Below are 19981 nucleotides of genomic sequence, written 5' to 3'. Positions count from 1 at the left end.
AAACGGTGTTGGCCCGGCGGCACGCCCACATGCCGAAGCCGTTTGCAACGCCGGATCGCGCCATTGCGACCCATCACAACAAAGTGGTGCTTACGGGCTGGCGGCGACGCTGGCACTGACCTGCGCCAGCGTGCTGCCGAAATGGCGCTGGTAGAAACGATCCAGCTCGCCGCTGCCCTTCAGCCGCTGCGCCTCGCCATCCACCGCATCGCGCAACAGCTCGAGGCCGGGGCGGAAGCTGAACGGCTGCGCGACACTGGCCACCACCGGCTGCAGGCGCCGGATCTTGCCGTGCGGCGACGGGTCGACATCCTGCAGCGCCACCGCGTCCTCGAAGATCACGTCCACCCGCCCGGCCGCCAGCTGCCGCACCGCGGTGGTGGAGTCGTTGGCCGCCACCCGCTGCCAGTCGCGTTTTGCCGCGATCGCCGGCGGATAGTCGTAGACGTCGACAAAGGCCACCTTATGCGCGCTGAAATGGCCCAGCCCCGGATAGTGGTGCAGCGGATTGTCGGCACGCACCCAGGCGTTGAGCACCCAGTACACCAGCGGCTGCTGCGTCTGCAGCCAGCCCGGCGGGCTGCCCTCGGCGGTGGCAAAGGCCATGATATCGATGCGCTGCTCCTTCATCAGCCGCAGACAGGAGGCCGGCGCCAGGAACAGGTAGCGGATGCGGTGCCCTTCCGCGCGCGCGGCACGGCCCAGCGCGTCCACCGCCAGCCCCACCGGCTGGCCCTGCGCATTCTGGTAGATGAACGGCTGCCACGCCTCGGCGCACAGCGTGAACACCGCGGCCGAGGCCGGGGCGGACAGGGTGATGGCGGCCAGCGCCAACAGTTTGCGGAACATGCACGACTCCCCGGCAATGGCGACAAGCCTCAAGCCTAACAGCATGACGCGCGCTTGGTCGCACCGGCTGACGGCATAGCCGGCCTGCGCTCAGCGCGCGGCGTTGTCTGGCTGCAACAGCCAGTCGGCGGCCGCCGCGCTATGCAGCGCGGTGGTGTCCAGCAGCGGCAAGGCGGCCTGGCAGCCGTCGAGCAGCATGGCGATCTCGGTGCAGCCGAGTATCACCGCCTCCGCCCCCGCCGCCTGCAGAGCGGCGATGATGTCGAGATAGCGCGCCCGCGACGCCGGCAGCAGGCGGCCCTGGCACAGCTCGTCGAAGATCACGCGATGCACCTCGTCGCGTTCGGCCGCCGTTGGCAGCAGCACCTGCAGCCCGGCCGCCTGCAGCCGTTCGCGGTAGAACGCCTGCTCCATGGTGAAACGGGTGCCGAGCAGGCCGACGCGGCCAACGTTGGCCGCACGCAGCGCGGCGATGGTGGGATCGGCGATGTGCAGCAGCGGGATCCCGGCCCGCTCCGCCACCGGCACCGCCACCTGGTGCATGGTGTTGCTGCAGATCAGCAGCGCCCCGGCACCGGCCTGCGCGAGGCCACGGCCGGCCTCGCCCAGCAGCTCGGCGGCCTGCGCCCACTCGCCGTGGCGCTGCAGCTCGGCCAGCGGCGCGAAGTCGATGCTGTGCAGCAGCAGCGGCGCCGAGTGCAGCCCGCCGCGGGCGTCGCGCACCCGGCGATTGATCTGTGCGTAGTAGTGCGCGGTCGATTCCCAGCTCATGCCGCCCAGCAGGCCCAGCAGTTTTCCCGTCATGTCACAGCACCCCGGCCAGTTGTAATTCGTCGTACAGCAGGTACAGCGCGGTCAGCGCCATCAACAAGGCCATGATGCCATTGAACCAGCGCCGTGCCGCCGCTTGCGACAGATGGCGGCGCAAGGCCTCGCCCAGCCCGGCCCAGACGCAGATGCACGGGAAGTTGATCAGCGCACAGGCCAGCGCCAGCAGCAGCGCGTGCGACAGCTGCGCCTGCAGCGGCAAGAACAGCAAGGCGGTATTGATCACCATCACCCACGCCTTGGGATTCACCCACTGGAAGGCGGCGGCAGCGACAAAGCCCATCGGCCGCACCAGCTGTTTCGCCTGCGGCTCGCCCGCCAGCCACACCTGCCACGACAGCCACAACAGGTAACTACAGCCGGCCAGCGTCAGCAGCAGGCGCCAGTCATCCAGCCACGCCATCACCCAGCCCAGCAGTAGCGACACCAGCAACACCTGCACGCCATGGCCGATGCTGATGCCCAGCAGGTGCGGCACGCTGCGGCGAAAGCCGAAGTTGACCCCCGATGCGGCCAACATCAGGTTGTTCGGCCCCGGCGTGATCGACATCAGCGACACATAACTCAATAAAGGCAGACCCAGCATCACACGCTCCCGCAACAAGTAGTAGACCGTTCCATCGTAGCCAACAGCAGTTGCCGGATACAGTGCCAAGAATTTATTATTGTCATGGTGACAGTTGCAGCATACTGGCAACTGTCACCCCCCGTTCTCCCGCCCACTGTCATGCCCGTATCAGAACCTGTGCAAAGTCTCGCGCGCTCACGCGAGACCAGGCAAAAACGGCAGGGGAAGTGGAATTCAACGGGAGCACGCAGCATGCCGAAGGCGTACTCACCGTGTAACGTTCCACAAAGCGCAGCAGCCATTGAACAGGTTCTTAGGAAAGCCGCCATGGATAGCAGCACCCTGTACCAGCAACTCGCCGACGACCTGTCCGGCGCCATCAACCTTGGCACCTTGCCGCCCGGCTCGCGCCTGCCCTCGGTGCGCAAGACCGCGCACAGCCGCCAGCTGTCGCTCAATACCGTGGTCGCCGCCTACCGCGTGCTGGAAGACCGCGGCCTGGTCGAGGCGCGGCCGCAGTCCGGCTACTACGTGCGCTCGCGGCTGCCGTCGCCGGCGCGCAGCAGCAGCCAGGCCGCCGGTCCGGCGCAGGGCACCGACGGCGCGGTGCTGGACCTGATCGGCGCCGCGCTGAAGGCGCAGCAGACACCGGGCTACATCGACATGGCGCTGGCCTGCCCGCGCGGCGGCGACTTCTACCCCGCCGGCAAGCTGGCGCGGCTGATGGGCCAGGTGCTGCGCAAGAACCCGGGCCTGGTCAGCAACTACGCGCTGCCGCCGGGCTCGGAACGGCTGCGCACCCAGATCGCGCGGCGCGGGCTGGAGCTGGGCATGGCGCTGCAGGCCGACAACATCATCCTCACCCACGGCGCGATGGAGGCGCTGAACCTGGCGCTGCGCGCGGTGTGCCGCCCCGGCGACACCGTCGGCATCGAGTCGCCGACCTACTTCAACCTGCTGCCGCTGTTCGCCAGCCTGGGGCTGAAGGCGCTGGAGATCCCCACCGATCCGCAATCCGGGCTGTCGCTGGAGGCGCTGGAGATGTTGCTGGCGGAAAAGCGCCTCAACGCCATCATCGCGATGCCGAACGTGCACAATCCGCTGGGCTGCAGCATGCCCACCGAACACAAGAAAAGGTTGGCCGCACTGGTCAATCGCTACCAGGTGCCGCTGATCGAGGACGCGCTGTACGCCGAGCTGCAGTTCGGCGACGCGCTGCAACCGGCGGTGAAGGCCTACGACAGCGACGGCTGGGTCATCGTCTGTGCCAGCTACACCAAGACGCTGGCGCCGGATTTCCGCGTCGGCTGGATGGAAGGCGGCCGCTTCACCGAGGAACTGCGCAAGCTGAAGTTCGCCACCTCCATCGCCGAGCCGCTGGTGCTGTGCGAGACGCTGGGCGCCTTCCTGGAGTCCGGCGGCTACGACCACCACCTGCGCGCGCTGAAGCGGCGCTACACGCTGCACATCGACAAGGTGCGCGCGCTGATCGCCGACCACTTCCCGGCCGGCACCCGCGCCACCCACCCCAGCGGCGGCTTCCTGATCTGGGTGGAGCTGCCGGACGGCTACGACACGGTGAAGCTGTTCGACCTGGCGATCCAGCAGCGCATCAGCATCTCGCCGGGGCCGCTGTATTCGCCGAGCGGCCGCTACCGCAACGCGCTGCGGGTGTCCTGCTGCCAGCCGCTGGACGAGCGCTTTGTCAGCGCGCTGGCGCGGGTCGGCGAGCTGGCCGCCAGCTGCGGCAAATAATGACAAAGCAAACACATAAAGCATAAATGACATTAAAATACGGGATTGGCCACCCACCTGACCAGGCACTTTCCCATGCTTTATCACGGCACCATCAGCCGCTGGCACGACGACAAAGGCTTCGGCTTCATCACCCAGGATCACACCAGGGAAGAACTGTTCTTCGACCTCTCCGATTGCCCGCCGAGCGGCGTGCGACCACAGGTCGGTTTTGTGGTCTACTTCCAGCGCCAGCAGGCGGCCAACGGCAAGGTGTCGGCCCGCCAAGTGCAGGGCAAGGTGTTCACCGCACCGCCCGCCGCCAGCCCGCCGCTGCCGCCACTCGACTACGTGCTGACGCCGGCCGCGCCGCGTCAGCACCACAGCCGCGTGCACGGCATCGTGCTGCTGTTGCTGCTTACCGCCGGCGTCGCCGGCTACGCCAGCTATGCCGGCCGCAGCAGCGCGGCACCGGCCAGTCGCGCAATCGATACCTCCCGGCCCGCCACCACGCCGGCAGCGACCACTGCCGGCTTCCGCTGCGACGGCCGCCAGCACTGTTCGCAGATGAATACGCTGCAGGAGGCCGCCTACTTCCTGCAACACTGCCCGGACACCCGGATGGACGGTGACGGCGACGGACAACCGTGCGAAACGCAATTCGCCAACTGAGCCAGCAGCCACACCGCGTCAAAAACACTGCGGCCAACCCTGTCACCAGGGTTGGCCGCAGTCACGTCCCGCTCAGGCGTCTCGCCGCTTACAGGTAGCGCGCCTCCAGATGGGCGCGGAAGTGCGCCGGATTGAGCGCCTCGCCGGTGGCGCGGCGCACCAGTTCGCCGGTTTCCCAGCGGCTGGCCTGCGACCAGATGTTGGCGTCCAGCCAGTCGAACACCGGCGCCAGCTCGCCGGCGGCGATGCGCGCGTCCAGCGCCGGCTCCTGGCGACGGAGGGTGGCGAAATACTGCGCCGCGTACATCGCGCCCAGGGTGTAGCTGGGGAAGTAGCCGAAGCTGCCGTCGGTCCAGTGGATGTCCTGCAGGCAGCCGTCGCGGTAGTTGCCACGGGTATCGACGCCGAGATAGGCCTGCATCTTTTCATCCCACAGCGCCGGGATGTCTTCCGCCTCGATGTCGCCCTCGATCAGCGCGCGCTCGATCTCGAAGCGCAGGATCACGTGCGCCGGATAGGTCAGCTCGTCGGCGTCGACGCGGATGAAGCCAGGACGCACGCGGCTGTACATGCGCGCCAGGTTGGCCGCATCGAAGGCGTCCTGCTCGCCCAGATGCTTCTTCACCAGCGGCGCGATCAGCTGCAGGAAGGCCGGGCTGCGCCCCAGCTGCATCTCGAACGCCAGGCTCTGGCTTTCGTGAATGCCCATCGAGCGCGCCTGGCCCACCGGCAGCTGCACCAGCGCGCGCGGCAGGCGCTGCTCGTAACGGGCGTGGCCTGTTTCATGCACGATGCCCATCATGCTCTGCATGAAGTCGTCGTCGCGATAGCGGGTGGTGATGCGCACGTCCTCGGCCACGCCGCCGCAGAACGGGTGTACCGACACGTCCAGCCGCCCGGCGTTGAAGTCGAAACCGAGCAGGCCCATGATCTCGACCCCCAGCGCGCGCTGCCGCTCCACCGCGAACGGCCCCTGCGCCGGGATCAGCGTCTCGCCGGCCTGCTTGTCCATCACTTGGCGGATCAGCCCCGGCAGCCAGCTTTTCACGTCGCCGAAGATGCGCTCCAGCTCGGCACTGCTCATGCCAGGTTCGTACTTGTCCAGCAGCGCGTCGTAGCGCGACTTGCCGCTGGCGTCGGCCAGCAGCTGCGCCTCTTCGCGCGCCAGTTGCACCACCTCGCGGAAATTGGACAGGAAACCGTGCCAGTCATTGCCCTTGCGCTGTTCGCGCCACGCGTGTTCGCAGCGGCTGCCGGCCAGCGACTTGGCCTCCACCAGCCGCGCCGGCAGCAGGTTGGCGCTTTGCCACACACGGCGCATTTCGCGCAGCGAGGCCTGCTCGGCGTCGGACAGGCTTTCCTGCGCCGCCGCCTGCAAGGCCTGTTGCAGCGCCGGCGCGGTCAGCAGGCCGTGCATCAGCAATTGCAGCTCGGCCATCGCCGCGCCACGCGCCTCGTTGCCACCGGGCGGCATCATCGCCGCCTGGTCCCAGCCGGCGATGGCGGCCAGATGCTGGTAGCGGTACAGACGGGTAAAGGCGGCAACGACTTGCTGGTAGGCAGGTGTGGTCATGGCGTGACTTTCTTGGAATATTATGCCCAATGATGCCAGCACAAGCGGCAGCAATCAATCATCCAGCCATGTGGCGACACATAAAAAGCCCTGATCACTCAGGCGAGCGAGGCCTTTTTGTGGCGCACGCCGGCGTCGGGAAAGGTCATCCAGTAGTAGAAGAATTCGCGGGAGATGGTGAGGAAACTGTCGCGCGCGTAGCTGTCGGTGAGGTGCATCAGCATGGCGTCGACCGCGGTGCGGAAGCTGTCCGGATGATGCGCCTGGCCGTGCAGCAGGTACAACAGCGGCTTGATCAGCCCGGCGCGTTCGGCCAGCACCTCGTCGTCGGCGCCCAGCTCGTACAGCTTGCCCAGATAGATGTCCAGCGACGGCGGGAAGCTGGCAAAGTTTTCATCGCTCATGCGCTGCTGCAGGTCGGCGAACGAGGCCAGCACCGGCAACCGCACGTGATGGGTGGTAAAGCCGGCGCGGGCATTCATCTGCGCCAGCTGCTGCAGGTCGCCGAGCCAGAAATAGTAGTACTCGCGCGCCGCCGTCATCGCCGCCGGGCGGTCGCCGGGCGGGCAGATCGACAGCAGCGCATTGATCGCGCTGCGATAGACATCGCGGTTGCGCGGCTGGCCGCGCAGGATCTGCACCAGCCGGCGCAGGATGTTTCGACGGAACAGCACCACCTCCACCGCCGCACCTTTTTGTTCGAGCAGATTCAGGTACGCGTCCAGCGCCCTGACAGCAATATCACCCACGATGACAACCTCATTTATGACAACGACTGCGCCAGATACAGCACTGGCCTGGTTACCACTGCGGGCAACAAGGCCAGGCGCGCCAAGCATAACGTGTTTTCAGCCGCCACTACTGATCGGCATCAATGACCCCGGCACGCCGGGCCGCCGCCACGATCGCCGCCCACTCATTATCGGAAATTTCCACCCCTGCGGCCAACCTTTGCGCCTCGCGCTGCCGCTCCGGCTCGCCGGCCAGCAGCACTGGCGGTTGCCCGGGCGGCGGCGGCGAGCTGCGGATGTAGGCGGCCATCGCGTCGTACTCGGCGCGCAGCCAGTCCAGATCGCTGACCGCCTCCGGATCGATCAGGATCGCGGTCAGGTTGTTGACGATGCCGCCCTCCCGCGCGTTGTCCGGCTGCAGCGTGCCGCCGCCGGACAACAGCCCGGCAAGGAACTCGATGGCCGCGACCAGCCCGCCCCCCTTGTGGGCGGCGATCGGGCGCAGCGCACCGCTCGGCGCTTCGTGCAGTGCGGCCGGATCGGCCGTCGGCTGGCCGGCGGCATCCAGCATCACCGCCTCGTCAAAGTGCTGGCCGGCGAGATAGGCCACCCGCGTTTTGCCGTAGGCGACCATGCTGGTGGCGAAATCGAGGATGAACGCCGGCTCGCGATGACCGGCCGGAAACGCGATGCACAGCGGATTGGTACCGAAGCGCGGCGCCGAGCCACCGAACGGCGCCACCAGAGGCTGCGGGAAATCGGTGACGTTGACGAAGAACAGCGCCACCTTGCCGGCGGCGGCGGCCTGTTCGCCGTAGCTGCCGATGCGGCCCATGTGGTGGCTGTTGCGCACCGTCAGCAGCACGATGCCGCTGTGGCCGACGCGCTCGATGGCGGCGTCCATCGCCTCGCGCACCACGCGCTGGCCGTAGCCGCGCTCGCCGTCGAACTGCAGGATGGCGCCGCAATCGTTGAGCAGCCACGCCGGCTGGTTCGGCTGCAGCGTGCCGGCGGCGACGCTGTCGACGTAAAACGGCAGCATGCCGACGCCGTGGCTGTCGTGGCCCTTGAGGTTGGCCGCGAGCAGGTGGTCGGCCACCACGCTGGCCTCGTCGGCGGTGGAACCCAGTGCGCACAGGGTGGCGTGCGCCAGGCGGTGGAGACGCTCGGCCGGAATCAGCATGGCATACCTTGTCGGAAGAAAATGGATTGCAACAGTATGACGCGTTTGGAACCGGTTCAAGCTCTCGCCCGCTCACGCAAGACAAGGCAACAACGACGGCGGAAGCGGCGTTTGGCTGGAGATAAACCAGCACGCCGTATCGCCGCATTGATCTCCGCTGGCGCAGGCATTGAACCGCTACTCAGCGCGGCGGAAAAGTGAGGGTAACCCTGATATCGCGCCCGACCAGGCGCAGGTCGCGGACCGTCAGCGGTACCTTGTCGTCGAGCGAGGTCAGCGCCGGCCAGGCAAACAGCCCGCGTGCGGCGTCGCCGGCCAGATACGGCGCCAGGTACAGCACCACCTCGTCCACCAGCGCGGCGGCAACCAGCGCGCCGCCTAGGCCGGCGCCCGCCTCCACCATCAGCTCGTTGATACCGTCGGCGGCCAGCGCTTGCAGCAGCTGCGCCAGGTCGACACGGCCATCGTCCGCCGCGCACGGCAGCAGCCTGACGCCGCGTGCCAGGTAGGGCGCGTGGCGGGTCGGATCGCTCACCGCCGTGGCCAGCCAGGTCGGCGCCACGGTGGAGTCGTAGATCGCGGCGCTCGTCGGCGTCTGCAGCGCGCCGTCCACCACCACCCGCAGCGGCTGGCGCGTACACGCCACCTCGCGCACCGTCAGCTGCGGATTGTCGGCCAGCACCGTGCCGCTGCCGGTGAGGATGGCGCAGTTGGCCGCACGCAGGCGGTGCACGTCGCGGCGCGCGTCGGCGCCGGTAATCCACTGGCTGACGCCATTGAGCAGTGCGGTCTTGCCGTCCAGCGTCGCCGCGCCCTTCAGCGTCACGAACGGGCGCTGCCGCGTCACCCGCGACAGAAAACCGCGATGCACGCGCTCGGCCTCCGCCTGCAGGCAGCCGGCGGCGGCGGCAATGCCGGCGGCGTTCAGCATGGCGATGCCGCGGCCGGCGACCTCGTGATAGGGATCGACCATCGCCGCCACCACGCGGCCCAGCTTTTCCGCGATCAGCCGCCCGGCGCACGGCGGGGTGCGGCCGTGGTGGCTGCACGGCTCCAGCGTGACGTAGGCGGTGGCGCCGACCGGGCTCAGGCCGCGCGCGTAGCAGTCCTTGATCGCCTGGATCTCGGCGTGGTCCGAGCCCACCGCCAGCGTGGCGCCCTCGCCGATAATCTGCCCGTCGCGCACCAGCACGCAGCCGACACCGGGGTTGGGCGCCGCGCGGCGGGTGGCGGACTCGGCCAAGCGCAGCGCCTGCTGCATGTAGTGGTGATCGTCGGCAGTAAATATGCTCATCGGCAATTCCATCGCGGTGGAGGCTGGCGGCGACACTCAGTCGCGCTTCTGGATTTCCTTGATCGCGTCGCTGAACTCGGCAATATCCTGGAAGCTCTTGTACACCGAGGCAAAGCGCACGTAGGCGACCTTGTCCAGCCGGGCCAGCTCGTTCATCACCATCTCGCCGATCTGGCGGCTGGACACCTCGCGCTCGCCCAGCTGCAGCAGGCGCTGGCAGAGGCGGTCGATGGCGTCGTCGACCAGCGGCGTCGGTACCGGCCGCTTGTGCAGCGCGCGCAGGAAGCTGGTGCGCACCCGCTCGACGTCGAACTCAGCACGGTGGCCACCGGATTTCACCACCTGCGGCATGCGCACGTCGGCGTTTTCAAAGGTGGTAAAGCGCTTTTCACAGCCCATGCAGCGGCGGCGGCGGCGGATGCTGTTGCCGTCGTCACTGACACGCGAATCAACCACCTGGGTATCGGCACAGCCGCAGAACGGGCATTTCATGGCTTTACAATCCTGCTGGTTTCAATAGCCTGATGTTATCAGCAATCGGCACTGCCGCGCAGCCCGTGCCGCAGCGCAGCGTAAGCGGCGGCCGCACCGCTCACCACAAGCAGCGGCCCGCCGGCAGCAAGCTGCCCGCCCCCTGCCCGGCCCACGCTGCGGCCAACGTTGGCCGCATGAAAAAAGCGGCCCGCAGGCCGCTTTGTCGTCTACCGTCGGGACGGTGACTTACTTCTTGCTGTACACCGGGAAACGGTGGCACAGCTCGGTGGCTTCCTTGGCCACGCGCGCCAGTACCGCTTCGTCGGTCGGGTTGTCCAGCACGTCGGCCACCAGGTTGGCGACGATGCGGGCTTCTTCTTCCTTGAAGCCGCGGGTGGTGATCGCCGGCGAACCGATACGGATGCCGGAAGTCACAAACGGGCTTTCTGGGTCGTTCGGGATCGCGTTCTTGTTGACGGTGATGTGCGCCTTGGTCAGCGCGGCATCGGCCGCCTTGCCGGTCAGGCCCTTGGCACGCAGGTCAACCAGGAACACGTGGCTCTCGGTACGGCCGGACACGATGCGCAGGCCGCGCTCGGCCAGGGTCTTGGCCATGGCGTCGGCGTTCTTCAGCACCTGTTCCTGATAGGCCTTGAATTCCGGTTGCAGTGCTTCCTTGAACGCCACCGCCTTGCCGGCGATCACGTGCATCAGCGGGCCACCCTGCAGGGTCGGGAACACGTTGCTGTTCAGCGACTTCTCGAACTCGGCCTTGGCCAGGATCAGGCCGCCACGCGGACCGCGCAGGGTCTTGTGGGTGGTGGAGGTCACGAAGTCGGCGTGCGGTACCGGGTTCGGGTACACACCGGCGGCGATCAGGCCGGCGTAGTGCGCCATGTCGACCATGAAGTAGGCGCCGCATTTCTTGGCGATCTGGCCCATGCGCTCGAAGTCGAAACGCAGTGCGAAGGCGGAAGCGCCGCCGATGATCAGCTTCGGCTTGGTTTCCATCGCTACGCGCTCCATGTCGTCGTAGTCGATTTCTTCGTTCTCGTTCAGGCCGTAGGCCACGATGTTGAACAGCTTGCCGGACAGGTTGGCCGGGCTGCCGTGGGTCAGGTGACCGCCGTGGCCCAGGTTCATGCCCATCACGGTGTCGCCCGGCTTCAGGATGGAGAAGTACACCGCCTGGTTGGCCTGCGAACCGGAGTGCGGCTGCACGTTGGCGTATTCGGCGCCGAACAGCTGCTTGACGCGGTCGATCGCCAGTTGCTCGACGATGTCAACGTGCTCGCAACCGCCGTAGAAGCGCTTGCCCGGGTAGCCTTCGGCATACTTGTTGGTCAGCTGGGAGCCCTGGGCTTCCATTACTGCCGGGCTGGTGTAGTTCTCGGAGGCGATCAGCTCGATATGGTCTTCCTGGCGCTGGACTTCCGCGCCGATCGCAGCTGCGAGTTCCGGGTCAAACTGGGCAATTTTCAGATCAGCAAACATCGTTGACTCTTCCATCTGGAGGGTTTGAACTAAAAGGCAGTCTTGACGTTTAGCCTGTCGCGCGGCGGCGGCAGGGCAAACGTCAACACTGCAAGGCGGCTATTTTACCTCATCCGGCGCGGCGCCGTGATGAACAAATGGCAGGTTTGGCATGAAAGCGTTTCATGCTGCCCCTGCCATTTCAATGACTTACTGCAGCGTCACCGGCTGCGGCGGCCAGTCGTCGGCGGTGAAGAACAGCGGAATGCCGTCGCGGCTTTCCGGCTGCACCCCGTCCACCACGCGCACGTCGCCGACCTGGCACTCCGCCATCAGCAGGCGGAAGTTGGTCTCGATCTGTGCCACGTCGTCCTGTGCCGCCAGCGGCCACACAAAACCGCCCCAGTCCTTCTCGTTGCCGGTGGCCGACACGGTGATGTGCAACTCGCCGTTGTCGTGCGCCGACATGATCGCCACCGGCTCCTGGCCCAGGTCGCGCAGCTGGCGGATCTGGGTGCTGGCAAATACCTGCAGCGCCACTTCCAGCCGTGCAAAGTTGGCCGCAACAATGGCCTGCATCAGCGGCATCGGCGGACGCGGGATCGGGAACAGGGTCACGCCCTCGGTCTTCAGTTGCTCGCCGATGAACTTCATCACCGGCACGCCCCAGGCGCCGACATTGCCGCCCAGTTTCACCGGTGCCTCGGCACCGTCTTCACGGATGGCCACGCCGAGCAGGTAGCGCAGGAACACGCCCTCGTCCTTGGCCACGATCGGCGCCGCCGGCAATTCCAGCGGCAGGCCGCGTGCGGCGTCCACCAGCTGGCGGGTGTAACGGTAGATCTGGGCGGAATGGATGCCGACCACATTGTCCGGGTGCAGCAGCTTGCCGGACAGGAACACCTCGGCGCCGTCGGCGAACAGGCCGTGCTGGCGGAACAAGGCATTGAGGGTATCGACGTCGGCAATGCGCTCCGGCAGCGTGGCCTTGCCCTTGCTGCCGATCACCAGCACCAGCGGCACGGCGAAGATCACCGCGTGGCGGCCGCTGTCCGGACGCTCGGCGGCATCGCGCAGCGCGTCCCACAGCTCGCGGTAGATCTGCTGCGAGGTCACCATCGCCAGCGCAACGGACAGCGATAACAGTTCTTCGCGTTCCAGCATCTCGACCAGCGCGGCGCGCAGCGAGGCACGCCACATGGCACGATCGTCCTCGCTACGCGCGTTCACGATCGATTGCGTGTAGTGGATCAACATATTGGAAGGGGAGGATTCGGGGTACTGACGCGGATCAGGCAACTGCAGGGAAATATCGCTCATCACAGGCAACCGGACAAATCTGGCAAAGACGATATTGTGGCACAGCTTGGCGTGATGCGCCGCATCAAGCGCAGCAAGCAAGCGCTAGATTTTCACTTTCCAACACGCGATGTGTTCAAAGCGCGACAAAATGTTATATTTTTTGCGTTATTGCAGATTGTATACATTGACAGCGACAAACACGATCCGGATAATCCGTACTCGTTGGGATGCAGCAATTGCTTCTTGATAGTTTCTCCTCTATTTCTCCTTTGTAGACTTGGCGCGGGCGTAAAACCCCGCGCAATTTTTTTGCCCGTTTTTCTCCTCCAGCAAAATCAAACACTTGTTCCGCTCGCAGCTCGCCGGCCGTCGTCGCTGTCGCACGCGCATCGTTAACGCCAATGGCATGGAAGTGATGCGCCCCCGCCCCGCCATCAGCGTTCGGTTTGTCACCTTGCTGTAATCAAAAACGAACATCCAAAGTTCGGTTTCACTGAAAACTGAACAAAAAAAAGCCGCGCCAGCTTGCGCGGCGCGGTCAAGTCAATGCGAAACAATCAGAGGAGAAAACGTCAGGACGACGCTTGCTACGGCTTGGTCACGCCCGGCGCTGAAAAGTTCAGGCGGATGCCGATTTATTTGCTGTCGCGCGTAACGGCGCCGGTCGCCGCCTCCGCAAAATGCTGGCACAGGAAATCGACAAACAGCCGCACCCGCGCCGACAGCGTCAGCGCCGGCGGGTACAGCGCGTAGATGTCCGCCGGCGTGCCCTGCCACTGCGGCAGCACCCGCTGCAGGCGACCGTCGCCCAGCGCCGCGCCGACATCCCACTCCGAACGCAGCATCACGCCGTGGCCGGCCAGCCCCCAGCCGACCACGCTCTCGCCGTCGTTGGCGCTCAGCCGGCCGCTGACCCGCACCCGTTGCTGCTGGCCGTCGCACTGCAACTGCCACTGGCCGTAGACGGCATCGTTCTCGCGCACGAACAGGCACTGCTGCCGGCTGAGGTCCTGCGGCTGGCGGATCGGCGCGGCCTGCTGCAGATAGGCCGGCGCCGCGCACAGGATGCGGCGGTTGTGCACGATGCGCTGCGCGCACAGCCGCGCATCCGGCGGCGGGCCGAAGCGGATGCTGACATCGAAACTGCCCTCCCCCGGCGCCGGCATGCGCTCGGTCAGGCTCAGCTGCACCGACAGCTGCGGATGACGCGCGGCAAACAGCGCGATCGCCGGCGCGATGTGGCGGCGGCCAAAGCCGAAGGTGGCGTTGACGCGCAACAGCCCCTGCGGCTCGGCGTGGCTGCCGCGCAGCGAGCGCTCCAGCTCGCCGATGTCGTCCAGGATGCGGCGCGCCGCCTGCAGGTAGCGCTCGCCCTCCGGCGTCAGCAGCAGCGTGCGCGTGGTGCGGGCAAACAGCGCCACGCCCAGCCGCTGCTCCAGCGCCGCCAGCCGGCGGCTGATCGCCGGGGTGGTGACGCCCTGCTCCTGCGCGGTCGCGGTCAGGCTGCCGCAGCGGGCAATGCTGGCGACCAGGGTCAAATCGGCCATCGCGTCCATTGTTGCTTTCAGGTAAAGAATGGATTAATTCAATCTGAATTATAAACATGAATGGCGGCGCTAAACTGGCGTCATCGCGTGACGGAGCCAACCATGGACCTGCTTTTGCTGTTTGCCACCCTGCTGCTGGGCGCGCTGCTCGGCGCCGTCGGCGGCCTGTTCGGCATCGGCGGCGGCATCATTGCCATCCCGCTGCTGGTGCTGGCCTATCACCAGCCGCAGGCGCTGGCGCAGGGCACCGCGCTGGTGATGATCGTGCCCAATGTGCTGCTGGCGTTCTGGCGTTACCGCCAGCGCCATCCGTTCCCGCTGCGCACCGCGCTGGCGATGGGTGCCGGCGCCATGCTGGCAACCTATCCGGCGGCGCGGCTGGCGGTGGCGCTTGACCAGCAGCGGCTGCAGCAGGTGTTCGCCGCCTTCCTGCTGTGGCTGGCGTACTACTTCTGGCGCCAGGGCCGCCGCGCCCGGCCGCAGGCGGTGCAAGGTTGGCCGCAACGCTACCTGCCGGCGGTCGGCGTGCTCGGCGGTGCCTGCGGCGGCTTGTTCAGTGTCGGTTCCGGCATCATCGCCGCGCCGTTGCTGGTGCGCGGTTTCGGCCTGCCGCAGGCGGTGGCGCAAGGCATGGCGCTGGCGCTGGTGGTGCCCAGCGCGCTGGTGGCGCTGCTGACCTATGCCGGCTCCGGCCAGGTGCAGTGGGCCACCGGCATCGCCCTCGCCGTTGGCGGCCTGTCGACTATCTCCTGGGGCGTGGCGCTGGCGCACCGCTTGCCGGAGGCGCGGCTGAAGCAGTGTTTCGCCGCAATGCTGCTGCTGACCGCGCTGTTGCTGTGGTGCAGCAGCGGGCGGTGAGCCGCCGTCCGCCTGCCGTGCACAGCTTATTCATTTACCGAATAACTAATCTCTTAAAACATCTAAGCGGTTATAAACCCTTCGGTTAGCATGGCTGCCTGATCACGATTTGGCAGAAAGCAGACGGCATGGATCCGGGTTACATCATTGCAGGCTTGGCAGTAGGCTTCATCGTCGGCCTGACCGGCGTCGGCGGCGGCTCGCTGATGACACCGATCCTGCTGTGGTTCGGCATCAATCCGGCCACCGCGGTCGGCACCGACCTGCTGTACGCCTGTATCACCAAGATGGGCGGCGTGTGGGTGCACCACAAGCACAAGCACATCGACTGGCACATCACCAAACTGCTGGCGATCGGCAGCGTGCCAGCGTCGCTGCTGACCGTGATCGTGCTGCACTACCTGCAGCTGGACACCCAGGCCGCCAATAGCCTGATCAAGGTGATGCTCGGCTTTGCGCTGATCCTCACCGCGCTGGCGATCCTGTTCAAGCCATGGATCCTGCGCCAGATTGCCCGCTTCATGCCGGCACGGCCGGAAGGCTACATCCCGACCAAGGCCACCGTGTTTACCGGCGTGGTGCTGGGCGTGATCGTCACCCTCAGCTCCATCGGTGCCGGCGCGCTGGGCACGCTGGCGATTTTCGCGCTGTACCCGCTGCTGCCGACCGCGCGCCTGGTCGGCACCGAGATCGCCCACGCGGTGCCGCTGACCCTGGTCGCCGGCCTGGGCCACGCCAGCATGGGCAATATGGACTACGGCCTGCTGGCGCAGCTGCTGATCGGCTCGCTGCCCGGCATCTGGCTCGGCAGCCACCTGACCCGCCGCGTCGCCGAGCGCTGGCTGCGTCCGGCACTGGCGCTGATGATGGCGCTGATCGGCGCCAAGCTGGTGCTGTAAACGCTTCACCCCGCTCCCGCTTCATGACATTGCGGCCAACCTTGGGTTCAAGGTTGGCCGCAATGCCGTTGGTGCGGGCGGTGCGCATTGCCGGCTTGGGATATCGCCGTTATCTTCTTATCATCAAAGGATGCCGGCGATCACTTTCGCGGCCGCCCCCGTCGTCATCAGCCAAGGATTCCGCGATGTCCGCCTCCCGTCTTGCCACCGCCGTATTGCTGTTGCTGTGCAGCCTGAGCCAGGCGCGCGAGGTGCTGCGCTTTGCCATCGACGCCCACAACCCGCCGTTCATGTATGTCGACGGTCAAGGCGTGGCGCAGGGGCTGTACGCGCAGACGCTGCGCCAGCTGGGCGAGCGCGCCGGACTGACCCTGCGCATCGAGGCGATACCGTGGAAGCGGGCGCTGGCCTATCTGGAACAGGGCAGCCACGGCGTGGCCGGCATCTACCGCAACGAGGAGCGGCAACGCAAATACCTGTTCTCCAAACCGATCTACCGCGAGGAACTGGTGGTGTATGCGCGCAAGGGCCACGCCATGGCAGCGTACAGCGGCATTGCCTCGCTGTACGGCAAGCGCGTCGGCGTGCTGTCCGGCTGGTTCTACAGCGACGCCTTCAGCCGCGCCCGCGACGAGAAGCGGCTGCTGGCCGACGAGGCGGCGCGCGACGCGCAGAATGTCGACAAGCTGCGGCTGGGACGGCTGGACTACCTGATCGGCATCCGCGAAAGCATCGCCGCGCTCAATCAGGGCGAGCTGGAAGAAGCCGGCATCCTCGCCAGCAACCTGACCTATATCGCACTGCCCGACAGCCCGCGTTCACGGGCGCTGCTGCTGCAACTCAACCCCCACATTGCCGACTTGCCGGACAAGGCGCGCGCGCCGTAAACGCCCGCGTGCTCACCCCCCGGCGCCGGCCAGCTGCGGCATGCGTGCCGCCTGGCGGATCAGCCGGTTCAGGCGCACCACCGCCAGCACGCACATCACCGCGCCCAGCGCCAGCGTCAGCCGCGTGTCCAGCAACGTCAGCAGGCCGCCGATCACCGCGATCAGCACATTGCTGATGCAGAAGATGGTCGACAGCAGCCCCATCACGCTGCCCTGGCCGTGGTGCTCGAAACGCTCGGCGCACCAGCTGGGCAGCACCGCGTTGTAGATCGCCAGCGGCAGCCCCAGCAACACCACCAGCACCACGCCTGGGCCATCCGGCAACAGCGACAGCAGCAACAGCCCCAGCGCGAAGATCACCGCCGACTTGCGCGCCTGGCGCAGCGGATCATGGTGCAGGCCGCGCTTGCCGGACACGGTGCTGGCCAGCGACATCATCAGGCACAGCCCGGCGGTGACCCAGGCAATGCCGCTGCTGCCGAGGCCGGCGAACTCCACCAGCCACAGCGGATAGAACTCGTAAAAGGCGTTCACCCCCAGCGCGAACAGCAGCTGCATCCAGAACAGCCCGGCCAGCAGCGCATCCTGCTGCAACAGCCGGAACGCCTGCTGCTGCCGCACCGTCTGCCACAGCGACACCCCCTGCAGCCCGGCGGCGCGACCGGTTTCCGGCAGCACCCACAGCAGGATCGCCAGACACGGCAGCAGCGTCAGCGCGCCGATCAGGAACGGCACCGGTTCGCCCAGCGGCAGGGTGAAGCCGCCGATCATCGGCCCCACCAGCCAGCCCATGTACAGCACTGCGTTGAGGATGGCGAAGCTGCGAGTGCGATCCAGCTGCGGATGCAGGTCGGCGACGATGGCGCGCGCCACCGCGACATTGCCCTCGGTCAGGCCGGTCAGAAAGCGCGCGAACACGAATAGCGGATACCAGCGCAAATCCAGCGCCCACGCCGTCAGCAGGTAACCGAGCAAGGTCAGCGACAGCGTGCTGAGCAACACGCGGCGTCGGCCGAGACGATCGGACAGCGCGCCGATGAAGGTACTGCCGATCAGGATGCCCAGCGGGTTGGCGGCCAGCGCCATGCCCAGCAGCAGCTTGGGCGGCAGGCCGGCAAAGTGGTTGAAACCGTCGGCGGCGGCATCGACGAAGATCGGCGCCAGAATCGGGTACGGCATCGCCACCCCGGCGGTACTCATCAACGCCACCAGGCAGATGGCCAGCAAGATCAGGCGCGGATGCGCCACGCCGGAGGGCGTCACGGGAAGAGCCATGCTTGTTTATCCAGGAAACGGCCCTCCCGCCGCGGCAGCGCACCGCCGGCATCAGGCCAAACGCATAGCATATCGCCAGCGCGGCCATATCCAAACCGCTTTGTTGTGAGCGGGGGGGCGGTCGATTGCGGCCAAGCCTGTGCCGCTCCCATCCGGCGACGGTCATTACGCCAGGACAAAAAATGAACAAGGTTGGCCGCAGTGTTGCGGCCAACCTTGTTCTCCCCCTCGTGCCGGTCAGCACCCGGCGACAAAGCCCCCTCTCGCGCAGAGGGCCATGACCACAACCCTGCCCTCACTCAGACATCGACCACCAGCTTGTTGCTGCTCAGCAGATTACTGATGATGGCCTGATCGTCGGCGCCGGCCAGCTGGATACTCTCCAGCACGATCGACTGCGTCACCGCCGTGCCGGCCCCGGCGGAATGAACCGCGATGGTGGTATTGCCGCTGGCGTAACTGAAATCCAGATACCCATCCAGCGACAGTGCATTGGCATGCTCGCCCTGCAACAGGTCGCGCAGGTCCAGCTTGTCGGCGGTCCCGCCGGCGCCCCAATCCTTGACGGTGTCCGTGTAAGGCCCGCCGGCAATGTCGGCCAGCGACCAGACGAAGGTGTCGCTGCCCGTCCCGCCGGTCAGTCCATCGTTGCCGCTGCCACCGCGCAGCATGTCGCTGTCGCCATTGCCGAACAGCTGGTCGTTGCCGGCACCGCCAAACAGTTGGTCGGCTTTCTCGGCACCGGTGCCTGTATCGCCGGTCAGCGTGTCATCACCGCCATCGCCGAAGACCACATCCGCCTGCCCGCCTCCGATCAGGGTCTCGCCCCCACTGCCACCATCCAGATAGTCAGTCTGATTGCCACCAGTCAGCCCGGTCGTCACATTCTTGACCTCGACATACAGGGTAGTGGTCACCGGTGCGGCAATCCCGTCGCTGACCGCCACCTCCAGCGCATAGCCCCGGGCACCACCGCCCCCCGGAATCAGCGCCGCCGACTCGTAATCGAGCAGCGACAGATCCTTGACCGACACCGCCCCGCCCGCCGACATCTGGAACCCACCGCCGGACGCATCCGACAGCAGGCTATAGGTCAAGGCATTGCCATCGGCATCGCTGGCCAGGACACTGCCCAGCAGGGCGGAAGCAAAACCGGTCGGACTCGTCGCCGCATTCAGCAAATGCTCAAACATGCTGACCAGCACGCCGCTGCTGAGGAATTGCGGTGCCGAGTTATCGGTCGCACCCTGGATCGAAACCGTGATGGTCTGCTGCGCCGTGCCATCGTACGACTTCACCAGCAGCGTATCGTAGACCGTGGTGCCGCTATTCAGCGCCTGGGTGGCCGCCCTGCTGTTGTCCAGCTGATAGCTCCACACCCCGCTGCCGGTATCCAGCGTGAAGCTGCCGTACACCCCGTCCAGACTGGCCGGCAGCTGGAACACCGCTTCGCCGTCATCGACATCGCTGAGCAGCAGCACACCGCCGGTCGTCGGCACGCCGGCAGAGGAAGCGGTAGCCTCTTGCACGCCACCACTGGCCGTCCCCGTGATGCTTGCCAGATCGTTGGTCCCGGTGACGGTGACGTCCACCGTGCTGCTCGACTCGGCACCGAACTGGTCGGTCATGGTGTAGCTGAGGGTGACGTGCACCACCGCATCCTTGGCCAGGTGGTCGAAGTCGCTACCTGGGTTGAACACCACCTTGCCGTCCACCACGCTGGCTGTGCCCATGCCAGCCGGTGCGCTGGCGCTGACCAGACTCAACACGTGGCCGTCGTCGACGTCGGTGTCGTTGGTCAGCACGTCGATGTTGAGTAGCTGGTTTTCGGTGC

At 66.5% G+C, this 19981-nt stretch carries 19 protein-coding genes (1 of these 19 running past the window's edge); 5 read left to right on the top strand and 14 right to left on the bottom strand.

The window, feature by feature from the left end; all coding sequences use genetic code 11:
• Positions 1–90: 90 nt before the first annotated feature.
• The 3 genes from C8E02_RS13475 to C8E02_RS13465 form a co-directional block, all read right to left on the bottom strand.
• Positions 91–849: a substrate-binding periplasmic protein gene (locus tag C8E02_RS13475; RefSeq protein ID WP_170152168.1), complete on the bottom strand. Its 759-nt coding sequence runs from the start codon at positions 847–849 to the stop codon at positions 91–93.
• 90 nt (positions 850–939) lie between these two features.
• Positions 940–1653, bottom strand: coding sequence for an aspartate/glutamate racemase family protein (locus C8E02_RS13470; RefSeq protein ID WP_120811464.1), 714 nt, complete (start codon positions 1651–1653; stop codon positions 940–942).
• A 1-nt stretch (position 1654) separates the two neighbouring features.
• The gene (locus C8E02_RS13465; RefSeq protein ID WP_120811462.1) at positions 1655–2263 is read right to left on the bottom strand and encodes a LysE family translocator; all 609 of its coding nucleotides are present in this window, start codon (positions 2261–2263) and stop codon (positions 1655–1657) included.
• Between the two features lie 309 nt (positions 2264–2572).
• Between C8E02_RS13465 and C8E02_RS13460 the strand changes: the two genes are divergently transcribed.
• Positions 2573–4000, top strand: coding sequence for an aminotransferase-like domain-containing protein (locus tag C8E02_RS13460; RefSeq protein ID WP_120811460.1), 1428 nt, complete (start codon positions 2573–2575; stop codon positions 3998–4000).
• Between the two features lie 75 nt (positions 4001–4075).
• Entirely contained in the window at positions 4076–4651 is a 576-nt protein-coding gene (locus C8E02_RS13455) for a cold shock domain-containing protein (RefSeq protein WP_120811458.1), read from the top strand.
• An 88-nt stretch (positions 4652–4739) separates the two neighbouring features.
• On the opposite strand, the gene C8E02_RS13450 is transcribed toward C8E02_RS13455, so the two are convergent.
• The 8 genes from C8E02_RS13450 to C8E02_RS13410 all read right to left on the bottom strand — a co-directional run bounded on the left by C8E02_RS13450 (position 4740) and on the right by C8E02_RS13410 (position 14228).
• Positions 4740–6224, bottom strand: a complete 1485-nt coding sequence (locus tag C8E02_RS13450) for a carboxypeptidase M32 (protein ID WP_120811456.1) — start codon at positions 6222–6224, stop codon at positions 4740–4742.
• A 98-nt stretch (positions 6225–6322) separates the two neighbouring features.
• Positions 6323–6973 carry a hypothetical protein gene (locus C8E02_RS13445; protein ID WP_047967870.1) on the bottom strand — a complete coding sequence of 217 codons (651 nt, stop codon included), beginning with the start codon at positions 6971–6973 and terminating at the stop codon, positions 6323–6325.
• Between the two features lie 109 nt (positions 6974–7082).
• Positions 7083–8138 (bottom strand): malate/lactate/ureidoglycolate dehydrogenase, encoded by a 1056-nt coding sequence (locus tag C8E02_RS13440; RefSeq protein ID WP_047967869.1) that lies wholly within the window; start codon positions 8136–8138, stop codon positions 7083–7085.
• 181 nt (positions 8139–8319) lie between these two features.
• Positions 8320–9432, bottom strand: coding sequence for a bifunctional diaminohydroxyphosphoribosylaminopyrimidine deaminase/5-amino-6-(5-phosphoribosylamino)uracil reductase RibD (ribD, locus tag C8E02_RS13435; protein ID WP_120811454.1), 1113 nt, complete (start codon positions 9430–9432; stop codon positions 8320–8322).
• A 36-nt stretch (positions 9433–9468) separates the two neighbouring features.
• Positions 9469–9924 carry a transcriptional regulator NrdR gene (gene nrdR / locus C8E02_RS13430; protein ID WP_047967867.1) on the bottom strand — a complete coding sequence of 152 codons (456 nt, stop codon included), beginning with the start codon at positions 9922–9924 and terminating at the stop codon, positions 9469–9471.
• Between the two features lie 228 nt (positions 9925–10152).
• A complete protein-coding gene (gene glyA, locus C8E02_RS13425) occupies positions 10153–11400 on the bottom strand; it encodes a serine hydroxymethyltransferase (protein WP_120811452.1) in 1248 nt (415 codons plus the stop codon).
• 189 nt (positions 11401–11589) lie between these two features.
• Positions 11590–12699 carry a hypothetical protein gene (locus C8E02_RS13420; protein WP_120811450.1) on the bottom strand — a complete coding sequence of 370 codons (1110 nt, stop codon included), beginning with the start codon at positions 12697–12699 and terminating at the stop codon, positions 11590–11592.
• 617 nt (positions 12700–13316) lie between these two features.
• Positions 13317–14228 (bottom strand): LysR family transcriptional regulator, encoded by a 912-nt coding sequence (locus tag C8E02_RS13410; RefSeq protein ID WP_238377337.1) that lies wholly within the window; start codon positions 14226–14228, stop codon positions 13317–13319.
• A 102-nt stretch (positions 14229–14330) separates the two neighbouring features.
• Between C8E02_RS13410 and C8E02_RS13405 the strand changes: the two genes are divergently transcribed.
• The 3 genes from C8E02_RS13405 (at position 14331) to C8E02_RS13395 (ending at position 16872) form a co-directional block, all read left to right on the top strand.
• Positions 14331–15086: a sulfite exporter TauE/SafE family protein gene (locus C8E02_RS13405; RefSeq protein WP_245961151.1), complete on the top strand. Its 756-nt coding sequence runs from the start codon at positions 14331–14333 to the stop codon at positions 15084–15086.
• 128 nt (positions 15087–15214) lie between these two features.
• Entirely contained in the window at positions 15215–15985 is a 771-nt protein-coding gene (locus tag C8E02_RS13400) for a sulfite exporter TauE/SafE family protein (RefSeq protein ID WP_047967862.1), read from the top strand.
• A 185-nt stretch (positions 15986–16170) separates the two neighbouring features.
• Positions 16171–16872, top strand: coding sequence for a substrate-binding periplasmic protein (locus C8E02_RS13395; protein WP_170152167.1), 702 nt, complete (start codon positions 16171–16173; stop codon positions 16870–16872).
• A gap of 12 nt (positions 16873–16884) precedes the next feature.
• On the opposite strand, the gene C8E02_RS13390 is transcribed toward C8E02_RS13395, so the two are convergent.
• The 3 genes from C8E02_RS13390 to C8E02_RS13380 all read right to left on the bottom strand — a co-directional run.
• A complete protein-coding gene (locus C8E02_RS13390) occupies positions 16885–18147 on the bottom strand; it encodes an MFS transporter (protein WP_120811442.1) in 1263 nt (420 codons plus the stop codon).
• Between the two features lie 299 nt (positions 18148–18446).
• Positions 18447–19952 carry a VCBS domain-containing protein gene (locus C8E02_RS17755; RefSeq protein ID WP_120811440.1) on the bottom strand — a complete coding sequence of 502 codons (1506 nt, stop codon included), beginning with the start codon at positions 19950–19952 and terminating at the stop codon, positions 18447–18449.
• A protein-coding gene (locus C8E02_RS13380; RefSeq protein WP_425451996.1) for an Ig-like domain-containing protein crosses the window boundary here: on the bottom strand, positions 19946–19981 show its 3' portion. 1401 nt of this gene lie beyond the right edge of the window; the window shows 36 of its 1437 coding nt (coding positions 1402–1437); its start codon lies off the right edge, out of view; the stop codon is at positions 19946–19948. The genes C8E02_RS17755 and C8E02_RS13380 overlap by 7 nt, the downstream gene beginning before the upstream one ends.

It is taken from the genome of Vogesella indigofera (genome assembly GCF_003633895.1).
Classification (GTDB): Bacteria; Pseudomonadota; Gammaproteobacteria; order Burkholderiales; family Chromobacteriaceae; genus Vogesella; species Vogesella indigofera.
The sequence above is the reverse complement of the archived record's forward strand: the minus strand, read 5'-3'. Positions and strand labels throughout refer to the sequence as shown.

Excerpts from the sequence above, each read along its gene's own strand:
- C8E02_RS13400 (WP_047967862.1), top strand. The coding sequence starts at position 15,215 with ATGGATCCGGGTTACATCATTGCAGGCTTGGCAGTAGGCTTCATCGTC.
- C8E02_RS13410 (WP_238377337.1), bottom strand. The coding sequence starts at position 14,228 with ATGGCCGATTTGACCCTGGTCGCCAGCATTGCCCGCTGCGGCAGCCTG.
- C8E02_RS13420 (WP_120811450.1), bottom strand. The coding sequence starts at position 12,699 with ATGAGCGATATTTCCCTGCAGTTGCCTGATCCGCGTCAGTACCCCGAA.
- C8E02_RS13405 (WP_245961151.1), top strand. The coding sequence starts at position 14,331 with ATGGACCTGCTTTTGCTGTTTGCCACCCTGCTGCTGGGCGCGCTGCTC.
- C8E02_RS13390 (WP_120811442.1), bottom strand. The coding sequence starts at position 18,147 with ATGGCTCTTCCCGTGACGCCCTCCGGCGTGGCGCATCCGCGCCTGATC.
- nrdR (WP_047967867.1), bottom strand. The coding sequence starts at position 9,924 with ATGAAATGCCCGTTCTGCGGCTGTGCCGATACCCAGGTGGTTGATTCG.
- C8E02_RS13470 (WP_120811464.1), bottom strand. The coding sequence starts at position 1,653 with ATGACGGGAAAACTGCTGGGCCTGCTGGGCGGCATGAGCTGGGAATCG.
- ribD (WP_120811454.1), bottom strand. The coding sequence starts at position 9,432 with ATGAGCATATTTACTGCCGACGATCACCACTACATGCAGCAGGCGCTG.
- C8E02_RS13395 (WP_170152167.1), top strand. The coding sequence starts at position 16,171 with ATGTCCGCCTCCCGTCTTGCCACCGCCGTATTGCTGTTGCTGTGCAGC.
- glyA (WP_120811452.1), bottom strand. The coding sequence starts at position 11,400 with ATGTTTGCTGATCTGAAAATTGCCCAGTTTGACCCGGAACTCGCAGCT.
- C8E02_RS13460 (WP_120811460.1), top strand. The coding sequence starts at position 2,573 with ATGGATAGCAGCACCCTGTACCAGCAACTCGCCGACGACCTGTCCGGC.
- C8E02_RS13450 (WP_120811456.1), bottom strand. The coding sequence starts at position 6,224 with ATGACCACACCTGCCTACCAGCAAGTCGTTGCCGCCTTTACCCGTCTG.
- C8E02_RS13465 (WP_120811462.1), bottom strand. The coding sequence starts at position 2,263 with ATGCTGGGTCTGCCTTTATTGAGTTATGTGTCGCTGATGTCGATCACG.
- C8E02_RS13475 (WP_170152168.1), bottom strand. The coding sequence starts at position 849 with ATGTTCCGCAAACTGTTGGCGCTGGCCGCCATCACCCTGTCCGCCCCG.
- C8E02_RS13440 (WP_047967869.1), bottom strand. The coding sequence starts at position 8,138 with ATGCTGATTCCGGCCGAGCGTCTCCACCGCCTGGCGCACGCCACCCTG.
- C8E02_RS13455 (WP_120811458.1), top strand. The coding sequence starts at position 4,076 with ATGCTTTATCACGGCACCATCAGCCGCTGGCACGACGACAAAGGCTTC.